This window comes from Coprobacter tertius, from assembly GCF_024330105.1.
GTDB classification, from domain to species: domain Bacteria; phylum Bacteroidota; class Bacteroidia; order Bacteroidales; family Coprobacteraceae; genus Coprobacter; species Coprobacter tertius.
Genome location: NZ_JANDHW010000019.1, coordinates 21,326 through 32,765 on the forward strand (window position 1 = coordinate 21,326; position 11,440 = coordinate 32,765).

Below are 11,440 nucleotides of genomic sequence, written 5' to 3' on the forward strand. Positions count from 1 at the left end.
ATGCGCTTTATAAGGTGTGCTAAATAAAACTAATCAAGCAATCTTTTCTTTGCGAATGACTGTTTTCTGTAGGTATTTAAGTACAAATATAATGATTGAAACGATTTCGAAAGCCCGATTTATTAGGGATATAGCTGATTTTACTCGTGAGGCACCATGGAGTTATAGAGGAACGCGCCCGGCTGTGATCGTATTTCACGACAGTGAGGATTTATACGATGAGGAAATAAAAATGATATATGAGCCTTTGGCCGGTGTGTTTAAACAAGCTTTATTTTTACAAGTACTTATCGATCATAATACGGAATTGGCTCATGCTTATGATATTTATCAGTCTCCTACAATTATGTTTATTCCGGTACAGGGAAAACCTCTTTTTGTAAGGAGTGCTCTTACTTATCATGAGGCCGAAGATAATATCCGCTTACTTGTGGAGGGCAAGATGGACGGATACAGGTTGTAACGAATTTATTTTATGACTTCTTTTCAATATGTTTTATTCGGTATCGAGCGATAATACGAATAAATAGTGCGATAATTACTGTTGTTAAAATCATTTGTTACAATCATTATAGAATGAGATCAAAAAATTAATCGATTTATTTTTATTGCAATGAGGGGGAACGATATCGTTCCCCCTCATTGCAATAAATCAGATAATAAGTTTCTATTTTTTAGTATTCAGGGGTTTAACCGGGAATTTCGAGAAAAGAGTTTTTACGGCGCTATTTATTTCTGAAACGTTTCTCAGGTTACTTTGTCCGTTTTCGAGAATAGTGGAGACTGAAGCGGAATAAAGGAATAGTTTTTCTTTCATATTTACTAAATCGATCGATAAAACTCCCTCTTTGTATATACCAGTGATAATTTTTGCATTAGCATAATAGCTTTGCCAATAAAGCGAACGCGGATATATAAAATATGGGTAGAAACCATTATACGGATAATATCCGGGAGGGAGAGCAGGCTCGGTCGCTATTTTAGTTTCGACGGTAAGCCCTATGTTTACCAAAAGTATGGCATCGGGAGATTCGGTATACCCTCTTTCATTCATTTGCTGACGTATAGCATTGGATATGTTATAATAATCGATCATAGTCATGATCGAAGGGAGTTTTCCGTCCTCAGGACCTGCAATACGGTAAGTTTTATAAGCGGCGAGGTCGGCATTGTTGTACGTTTCACTGTTGATAAGCTGATATGCGCTACATCCCGACAGCAAAACCACCGATAATAAAAAGATTAATTTTTTCATATCATTGAGTTTTTAATTTATCCTGAAAATTGAAAAATCAGGTTTGTATTTAAAACAATTTCTTTCTTAATATTGTTTTGCTATCGTAAAAACGATGGTAATATTTTTTGGACATAAAAAACTCGGTTTAGATATTATTTTTTAATTAAATTATTATTTATTTTGCCTTTCTCCGAATTTATATTTATATTTGGAAGGTGTCATATACAAAATAAATGCATATTGCATTTTAATATTTTGGATTATGGATAGAGATATAACAGAAGTATTTGAAAATTTGATACAAAAATACCGTGAATATGAGGCGGCGTATGAAGTTTTCCTGACAATGATCGAATCGGATGAAACATTACAGGAAGACTATTCTGAATGGTGCGCTGCGATGGGGTATAGTGAGAAAAAAGGATTTGCCGGTTTTTATGATGAATATATTGAACGGGACGATACCATTTGGGATTCTATTTTCCCGAATCGTGAAGAATATAATGATGAATTTGGTAAAGAATAGATATTCAGCATAAAATATAAAAGAGTGTGTCGAAAAATGTTAGAGAATAATTATTTGATATATGCTAAATTTCTTCTTTTAAATAAATGAAAAAATATTTAGATTGGTGAATTAATTCAACAATCGTATTCTGATATATTAAATATTATGAATTATGTAAACTTTATACAGGCAACCCTGTTTTACATACACAAATGAATTAAATTTGCATTGTGTTTTTCATGGTATTAGATTTAAGGTTAATGAAGATTGGTTGTCGTGAGACAACCTTTTTTTTGTCCAACACTATTCTAACAAAAGATTCTTATAATCAATGATTTTAATTTTACCTGTTTTTCGATTTTTTACATACAGGTATAATATTCCGAGATTTTACTCATCTCTGTGTAACGATATGTACACTTATATAGTGTTTTCAGGGAAAATTTTTTCACTAGGGAAATAAGTAGATTGGTAAATAAATGGTATTGAGATAGAACTGATAATTCTATATTGTATTAATATTGTATTTTTATAATATTAAATTGCACTCGAACTATAAAGTGAGTATGTAAATGTTTTTTTGAATTTCCTATTTTTTTAGTTTATTGTAATTAAATATTTTTACAAATAAAGTTATATCTTTCATTTTTTTTCGACTGTACAATATAATTTTTTTTAGGGTTTAACAAAAATATTAGTACTAAATGTTATAGTTGTATGGATGTGTATATTAATTCGTCTTTATGGGTACAACCGAAGTTAAGAATTTGTCGTTCTACGTTTGTAAATCGTCTTTATCGATCTAAAACGACAATAAATATGACCTCGATAAAAGCTCGTCTTAATCGTTCGCATAAAAATAAAGAAGGTTTGTATCCACTTGTGATACAATTGATAAGGAAAAGAAAAAAACGAGAATTGTATACACCATATCGGTTGACAGAAAAGGAGTTTGACTTGTCTTCCGAAAGGGCATCTGTTATAGGAAGAAGCAGGAATAGGGCTACCTATATACGAGAGGCTAACGAGTATATTTTTCTGATGAAAGAAAATTTATCTGCTATATTGCAGTCTTTAGAGAAAATAGATTTTGACTTTAGTGTTGATGATCTTGTCGAAGCTTATCGTCATCATAGTGATCTTAATTGTATTTTCGTTTATATCGATTATCATGCTCAACGATTAGAACAAGAAGGAAAATTTGGTACAGCAGGTAATTATATGAATACAGGTCGTTCTTTTGAAAAATTTGTAGGACGCCGTTTATTTTATTGGGAGGAACTTACTTCTAAAATATTATGTGGTTACATTTCTTTTCTGAAGAAAAGGGGAAATAGCAATAATACGATTGGTTTTTATTTGAGACATTTAAGAACTGTATATAACCGGGCGATAATAGATGGTATAATTACAGACGGGAGTGATCCTTTTAGAAAAATTCATGTGAAATGTGAAGAAACGGTGAAAAGAGCTATCTCACCTCAGTGCATCAGTCGTATTGTAAACCTCGATCTGTCCAACAAACATGTACATTTTGAATGGGCTAGAGATATATTTCTTTTCAGCCTTTATACCCGTGGAATGTCGTTTGTAGATATTTGCTATCTGAAAAAGGTAAATCTGCGGGACGGTTATTTGAAATATATAAGGCGGAAAACAGGTCAGAGTCTCGAAATTAAGATAGAACAACCATTAAAGGTGTTGATCGATAAATATGCCGATATTACTTCTCCTTATCTTTTACCTGTATTACGTAATGACGATAGCTACTATAATTATCGGTATATGCAACGGCAATTAAATAAACGGATTCATGAGATAGGAGGGATGGTGGGAATTTCGTCACTAACTTTTTATGTGGCGCGTCATTCTTGGGCGACTACGGCGCGAAATAAAGGAATTCCACTTCCTATTATTAGTCAGGGTATGGGGCATACTTCTGAAACAACCACTCGTATTTATTTAATGCAAATCGATCGTTCTGTCATCGATCGTGCAAACAAACAAATAATTCAAAGTTGGAAGTAAATAGAAAAATTAACTTGCAAAAAATTCCCTTTCTTAGTATGAAAGAGTATTATACTGGAATTTTTTAATTATAAAGTATAAATGCTTATACCCGATATATATATTGCAAATATATATTTTTATTTTAAATATTTCAAAATGGTTTTTATTTAATTTTTGTTCATATGGTATTTTTTTCAAATAAAACAAGTATTATACTTTTTGTTAATGTTTTTGATTCGTATAAATTAATAAAAATAGATAATTATTGGTTCGGACTTAAATTGATAAATTGCGATAACAGTTTTTTACTCTCGAGATTTTTGTTTCTGTAACCGGATATAATTTTCATAATATAAATGAATAATTTATTCTGATTTTTATAATGTTATATGATATAGGAAGAAGATATTCGGTTTATAGATCAAATGTTTCTGCAAATGTTTCTGAATTATTTCGATATATTATGCTAATTACTAATTATATATAAAACACTGAGAGGCTACTGTTTCAGAAAAGATTTTAGTACAGGAACTTTTAATTATTATATATCTGCATATAATTCAGATAATCAGATATATGTGATAATTTAAATTTTAATACTCTTTCATACTAAGAAAGGGTATTATTTACCCTTTGTGTATAAATGATTTAGTTGAATATATATTTGCTTAACTATTTTAGGTGTAATTTTTTTCGCACAGGGAAGAATCTGAAATACATTTTTTAGGAGTAGTAGTACGATGAAAAAAAAATTAGAAAAAGGAACACCCATTTGGGTCACCGTTCAATTTCTGCGGTATATTGGTTTTCCTAACATTATACCTCAAACGGAAAACCGAATAAACAAGAGCATATTTTATTTTTTAGAGGGGATAGGCCTTATTCGGAAAGGAGTAATTGTAGAAAGTATAGAACAAAAGTATGTAACAGATGAGGGAAAGGAATCGGTAAAATACATACATAAATATTATTTTCGGTATAAGACTTCGAAACATCGGCAAGCTTTTTAATTTTAATGGTCTATACATGGTTGAAAAAATATCCCCTTACCCCATATTATGGGAAGAAAGGGGATGTTGTGCCTGATAAGGATTATTTATTTTTACCTTGATTTGCGACGGCTTCCATTTGTTTTTTAATTTCTTCGGGATCTCCCAAAAAATAATCTTTTTTTAAGTTCAGTTCATCGTCGAACTCAAATACATAAGGAACACCAGTCGGAAGATTTAACTTTATAATATCTTCGTCAGAAATGTTTTTTAAATGCTTAATAATACCTCTCAAACTATTTCCATGAGCAACAACAAGAAGTTCGTCGGTCGTTTTCAAATTAGGGAATATGATACATTCCCAGTAAGGCAAGATACGCCCAATAGTATCTTTTAATGATTCGGTACGAGGTAAGTCTTTGTCGGGGACATTTTCGTATCTTTTTTCGAATCGAGGATTGCGCTTGTCATCTTCGGGTAATGCATGTGGCGCTATATCGTAACTACGACGCCAAAGTAAGACTTGCTCGTCTCCGTATTTTTGTGCGGTTTCGTTTTTGTTAAGGCCTTGCAGTATCCCGTAATGTTTTTCGTTAAGACGCCAGGACTTTTCGACAGGAATCCAGTCTTGGTCGAGACGATCTAAAACACAGTTAAGTGTTTTAACGGCTCTTTTGAGATATGAAGTATATGCTTTCTCAAAATTAAATCCATTTTCTTTTAATAATTCACCGGCTTTGTAAGCTTCTGAAACACCTTTTTCAGTAAGATCTACATCGGTCCATCCGGTAAATCGATTTTCTTTGTTCCATTCACTTTCTCCATGACGGAGTAAAACGACTTTTTTCATAATAATATACCTTTCTTTTGTAAAAGAATTTTTTTTGAATAGTAAATTTAATAAATAAAGTAAATACGATCAATACCTATATGTCGTGATTTTTAGTTATTTATGAAAACGATAATTAAAGGGTTAAAGAATAGGATTTATTTAGATTGAATATTTATTTTTTAGCAACCATCGGGGCTTGTTCAGTGTTTATAATGTATAAATATAATATGACTTAATTATGAAGAAAAAGAAGCAACTGACAACCGAGACAGGGTGTCCCGTAGCTGATAATCAGAACATCGAGACTGCCGGTAAACGAGGCCCTGCATTGATGCAGAATGTATGGTATCTCGAAAAACAGGCGCATTTTAACCGTGAACGTATTCCCGAACGTGTTGTACATGCCAAAGGTAGTGGGGCTTATGGAACGTTTACCGTAACCAATGACATTACTCGATATACAAAAGCTAAAATTTTTAGCGAAGTAGGAAAAAAGACCGAGCTTTTTCTGCGTTTTTCTGTTGTGGCTGGGAGTTTAGGCGATTCGGATACGGAACGTGATGTACGTGGCTTTTCTGTAAAATTTTATACGGAAGAAGGTAACTGGGACTTGGTGGGAAATAATACTCCTGTATTTTTTATCAGGGATCCGTTAAAATTCGCAGATTTTATTCATACCCAAAAACGAGACCCGAAAACGAATGTATTTACAGCTGTTTCTAAATGGGATTTTTGGTCATTAAGTCCCGAATCGTTACATCAGGTTATGATTTTGATGAGTGACAGGGGTATTCCTCAGAATTACCGTCGGATGCACGGTTTTGGAAGTCATACTTTTAGTTTTATCAATAGTAATAACGAACGTTTTTGGGTAAAATTTCATCTTCTTACACAACAAGGTATCGCTAATTTTACGACAGAGGAGGCCGCTGAAATATCTAAATATGACCGTGATCATGCTCAACGCGACCTTTATGAAAGTATTGCGAAAGGTGATTTCCCGAAATGGAAAATGTATGTACAGATTATGCCCGAAGCAGAGGCAGAGACTTATCACATCAACCCGTTCGATCTTACTAAAGTTTGGCCTCATGGCGATTATCCTTTAATCGAGGTCGGGATGTTGGAACTTAATCGTAATCCCGAAAATTATTTTCTGGATGTAGAGCAATCGGCTTTTGCTCCATCTAATGTTGTACCTGGGATCGGTTTTTCTCCCGACAGGGTATTACAAGGACGATTGTTTGCTTATACCGATGCTCATCGTTACCGGCTGGGGGTAAATGCAGATCTTATTCCGGTAAATCGTCCACATTGTCCGTATGCCAATTATCATCGCGATGGAGATATGCGTATAGATAATAATGGGGGCGATAATGTAAACTACGAGCCGAATAGTTTTGACGGACCTGTTGATAATCCGGCTTTACGGGAACCGCCTTTGAAGATAAAAGGGGAGGCTTATGATTATAATCATCGTGAAGACCGGGATTATTATTCACAGCCGGGAGCTTTGTTTAGACTTATGTCTCCCGATGCTCGCCAAAGATTGATAAGTAATGTCGTAGATAATATGAATACTGTGCCGCAATTTATACAAATAAGAGCCGCTGCCCGTTTTTATCAAGCTGACGAAAATTGTGGCAAAGGGATAGCTGAGGGCTTGGGTATAGGTTTACACAGTTTACTCGAGGAAGTCGAACGTCAGAAAAAAGAAGATGCACGTATGGAACCTTGTTAATTGTAGTTTTGGGCATGAATTTAAAATAATAAATGATGAGAAATGTTTCTAAAACACCTCCCGATTATCTTCAAGACTCACATCTCGGGAAGGGAACCAAAGAATTTCTTAAAGTATTGAATGCGGCAGAAACGCCGGTAGAAGCGTTACCGGTACCAGATGCTCGAAAAGTTTTGGTTGATGCTCAGGCTTCGGTAAAAGTAAATTTATCGGGGATTGAAGAATCTGAGCGGATGATTTCTGCCGGAGAGAATACTATTAAATTGAATATTATACGCCCTGAAGGGAAAAACGGGAATTTACCTTTTTTTGTTTTTATTCATGGCGGCGGTTGGGTATTGGGCGATTATCCGACCCATAAACGACTGGTGCGTGATTTGGTTGTTGAATCGGGGTTTCCGGCAATATTCGTTAATTATACTCCTTCCCCTGAAGCGAAATATCCTCAAGCGGTTAACGAGATATATGCTTCAGTAAAATGGGTGTCGGAACATGGAGAAGAAATAAATATTAACGGGAAACGAATGGCAATCGTAGGAAACAGTGTTGGCGGAAACATGGCATTTGTAACCTGTTTAAAAGCGAGAGAAAAACATGGGCCGGAAATAAAAGCGCAAATTCTTATGTGGCCGGTGACAGATGCTACATTCGATTGGGAATCGTATGACTTGTACGGGAAGCAGCGTTTTCTCACGACTCCACTTATGAAATGGATGTTCGACCAGTATACGACCGATCCTGAGGCAAGAAAAGAAATATATTTGTCTCCTTTACAAGCTACTGTCGATCAGTTGAGAGGGTTGCCGCCAACACTGATAGAAGTAGCTGAAAATGATATTTTAAGGGATCAAGGGGAGGCTCTGGGGCGCAAACTCGATGAAGCCGGTGTAGATGTAACTGTTATTCGGTTTAATGGAGTGACGCACGACTGGGGGATGCTCAACGGATTTTCCGGATTGCCCGCAACACGATCTCTGATAGTATTTACAGCGGCAATGCTTAAGGAATATTTGAGTTGATATATATTTTTTTAGTTTTAAGAAACCGTCCGCTTTATTAGGACGGTTTCTTTTTGGTAAAGTTTTTACATACAAATTAAAATAAAAATTCGTAGTGTTACCAGGAACATCGTTTTGTATTTTTTCTTAGTTTTACACCCGTTTTCCAATAAGAGTAATATTTATACTTTTCTTACCATGTGATTACTTATACAATATATTTTTTAATCATCACACTCTATGAAAAAAAACTTTTATTTTAGGTTTTTCTATTTTTTCTTTTTATGCAATTGTTTAAACGTATTTTATTCGTATGGCAATTCAAATGCAAAGGCAGTGGCTTATAGCGAAAGATATGTGCGTTTTACAGTGATAACCGATGGGGTTGTTCGAATGGAATGGAGCCCTTCAGGGAAATTTATCGATGATCCGTCATTTGTTGCTGTAAACCGGGATTTCCCGGTTCCGCCTTATTCGGTAAATAAGAGAGGGGCGTGGGTAACGATTTCGACAGATCGGATGAAACTGAAGTATAAAAAAAACAGTGGTAAATTTTCATCTGATAATCTGATAATAACATCAGGTAAAGGGATTAAACCGTTTACGTGGAAACCAGGTACCGTTCAAAAAGGAAATCTGAAAGGTACTTCTCGTACGCTGGATGCTTACGATGGTACGTATCATATTTATAGTCGGGATACGCTTCGGCTCGAGGATGGTTTACTTTCTACTGATGGTTGGACATTAATTGATGATTCGAATGATTTTCTTTTTGATAATTCCGATTGGCCTTGGGTAAAAAAACGAGAGAATAAAGATAGCCAAGATTGGTATTTTATGGCTTATGGCAATGATTTTAAAACTGCACTGAAAGATTTTACAGTTTTTGCCGGTAAGGTTCCTCTTCCTCCCCGGTATGCCTTTGGTTACTGGTGGTCACGATATTGGAGTTATTCCGATAAGGAATTACGACAATTGATAAATAACTTTCAAACTTATGATATTCCTTTAGATGTGTTGGTAATCGATATAGACTGGCATTATCGTGAACCCGGGTGGGGAGGTTGGACCGGCTGGACCTGGAATCGTCGTTTATTCCCTGATCCTGCAAAATTTCTGCGATATTTGAAAGATAATGACCTGAAAATTACTCTTAACCTGCATCCTGCCGAAGGGGTAGCTTCGTATGAAGAAAACTATCCTCAAATGGCTGAATGGATGGGAATAGATAAAAATGAGGGTAAAACAATCGAATATTTGGGTTCCGATAAACGTTTTATGAGCGGTTTACTGAATACCGTATTACGACCGATGGAAAAGAATGGGGTCGATTTTTGGTGGCTTGATTGGCAGCAATGGCTTACCGATAAAAAAATAGAGGGCCTAAATAATACCTGGTGGATAAATTATGTATTTTTCTCCGATATGGAACGTAATCGTGAAACGCGTCCTTTGCTGTATCATCGATGGGGAGGATTGGGGAATCACCGTTATCAGATCGGGTTCTCGGGAGATGCTATTATTACTTGGAAATCGTTGGCATTTCAACCTTATTTTACCAGTTGTGCTTCCAATGTATTATACGGATATTGGAGTCACGACATAGGTGGACATATGTTTGGTTACAATCAGGAAAAACTCGATCCTGAGTTATTTACACGATGGATGCAGTATGGGGTGTTAAGCCCGATATTCCGTACGCATTCGGGACGTTTTGCAGTTTTGAAAAAAGAGATTTGGAATTTTCAGGGTGATTATTTCGAGGCGTTGAAAAATTCTGTCGATTTTCGTTATGCATTAGCTCCTTATATATATACAATGGCACGACAGACTTACGATAACGGTATTTCGCTTTGTCGCCCGATGTATTATGATTATCCCGATGTAAAAGAAGCATATACGTATGAAAGTGAATATATGTTTGGGGATCAGATATTAGTGGCTCCTATCGTGGCTCCGATGGAAAACGGATTATCGAATGTAAAGGTTTGGTTGCCGTCTGGCAATGACTGGTACGAGTGGAATACCGGAACGATGTTGAAAGGTGGGCAAACGGTGGAAAGAGCATTTACCATTACCGAATACCCTATATATGTGAAAGCCGGTTCGGTGCTTCCTTTGTATGGTAAAGTAAAAAATCTAAATAAGAATGACGAGGCGGTAACTGTTGCAGTATTTCCGGGAAAAGGCGGTGAGTTTAAAATGTACGAAGATAATGGCAACGATAAGCATTATGCCGATGAGTATGCTTTTACCGATTTGAAGGCTGATAGGAACGGATGTGACCTGACTGTTACCATCGGTGCGCGGAAAGGAAGTTATCGTGATATGCCCGAAAACCGGAAATTTATGGTAAAAATATATGGTTCGGCTATGCCTGAGAGTGTTATAGTAAATGGAGAGAATGCCGATTACGAATATTCGGGAGACGAATTGGCCTTGCTTGTAACGGTGCCTGAAACCGATTGTTCGATAGAAAAGAAAGTAGAGGTACATTATCCTGCTTCTGTGCCTGAATTGAACAATGGTACCATAGGTAAATTCAATCGAATTTCGAAAGCGACAACAGCGCTGAAATACCGTAAATCCGATATTATACTTACTCCTGCTTTGGGCAACGCAGAATCTGCAAGCGTTGCGCTTACCTATTATCCCGAACGTTTTAATGAAATTATCAACGGATTTAATGATACCTATAATCGTTTACCCGAGTTATTGAAAGAACAAAAACTCGATGATGAAACATGTAAATGGTTCCTCGAAACGATCGGATGGTCGGGCAAATAATAGTCAGAGAAACACAAAAAATGGAGTGTATATAACAACACTCCATTTTTTGTGTTTGGTACATAAATTTCGAGTTCGATTTAGAAAAATCGGTTTGTGTTTACAAAAAAGTTTTCCGATTTTCTAATTTTTTTGTCAATCATAAGAGGTTATAAAATAGATGAATAAGAGTTAGAATCCTCCCTTTTCATCGAAATAATGTACTTCTTCCATTAGAAAATTAGATGATAAATTTGGTAGTTAAAATAAAAGTACTACCTTTGCAACGCATTTGAGAAATAATGCACCTCGATGATTCGCTAGCTCAGCTGGTAGAGCACAACACTTTTAATGTTGGG

General features: G+C 35.5%; 8 protein-coding genes. 6 read left to right on the forward strand and 2 right to left on the reverse strand.

The window, feature by feature from the left end; translation table 11 throughout:
* The first annotated feature begins 91 nt into the window (after window positions 1–91).
* Complete coding sequence (locus tag NMU02_RS13110; protein ID WP_255028410.1) at window positions 92–463, forward strand: thioredoxin domain-containing protein; 372 nt, start codon at window positions 92–94, stop codon at window positions 461–463.
* Between the two features lie 204 nt (window positions 464–667).
* Here the strand turns inward: NMU02_RS13110 and NMU02_RS13115 are convergent, their stop codons facing one another.
* Window positions 668–1,255, reverse strand: a complete 588-nt coding sequence (locus NMU02_RS13115) for a DUF4136 domain-containing protein (RefSeq protein WP_255028411.1) — start codon at window positions 1,253–1,255, stop codon at window positions 668–670.
* Between the two features lie 244 nt (window positions 1,256–1,499).
* Here NMU02_RS13115 and NMU02_RS13120 point away from each other — a divergent pair, with 244 nt between their 5' ends.
* A complete protein-coding gene (locus tag NMU02_RS13120; protein WP_255028412.1) occupies window positions 1,500–1,763 on the forward strand; it encodes a hypothetical protein in 264 nt (87 codons plus the stop codon).
* Between the two features lie 801 nt (window positions 1,764–2,564).
* Window positions 2,565–3,773 carry a tyrosine-type recombinase/integrase gene (locus tag NMU02_RS13125; RefSeq protein ID WP_255028413.1) on the forward strand — a complete coding sequence of 403 codons (1,209 nt, stop codon included), beginning with the start codon at window positions 2,565–2,567 and terminating at the stop codon, window positions 3,771–3,773.
* A 1,074-nt stretch (window positions 3,774–4,847) separates the two neighbouring features.
* Here NMU02_RS13125 and gpmA read toward each other — a convergent pair.
* The gene (gpmA, locus tag NMU02_RS13130) at window positions 4,848–5,594 is read right to left on the reverse strand and encodes a 2,3-diphosphoglycerate-dependent phosphoglycerate mutase (protein WP_255028414.1); all 747 of its coding nucleotides are present in this window, start codon (window positions 5,592–5,594) and stop codon (window positions 4,848–4,850) included.
* Window positions 5,595–5,814: 220 nt separating this feature from the next.
* Here gpmA and NMU02_RS13135 point away from each other — a divergent pair, with 220 nt between their 5' ends.
* The 3 genes from NMU02_RS13135 (at window position 5,815) to NMU02_RS13145 (ending at window position 11,102) form a co-directional block, all read left to right on the forward strand.
* Window positions 5,815–7,317, forward strand: coding sequence for a catalase (locus NMU02_RS13135; RefSeq protein ID WP_255028415.1), 1,503 nt, complete (start codon window positions 5,815–5,817; stop codon window positions 7,315–7,317).
* A 35-nt stretch (window positions 7,318–7,352) separates the two neighbouring features.
* Window positions 7,353–8,336 carry an alpha/beta hydrolase gene (locus NMU02_RS13140; protein ID WP_255028420.1) on the forward strand — a complete coding sequence of 328 codons (984 nt, stop codon included), beginning with the start codon at window positions 7,353–7,355 and terminating at the stop codon, window positions 8,334–8,336.
* 219 nt (window positions 8,337–8,555) lie between these two features.
* On the forward strand, window positions 8,556–11,102 hold the full coding sequence (locus NMU02_RS13145) for a glycoside hydrolase family 31 protein (RefSeq protein ID WP_435522046.1): 2,547 nt from the start codon (window positions 8,556–8,558) through the stop codon (window positions 11,100–11,102).
* Window positions 11,103–11,440: the final 338 nt, after the last annotated feature.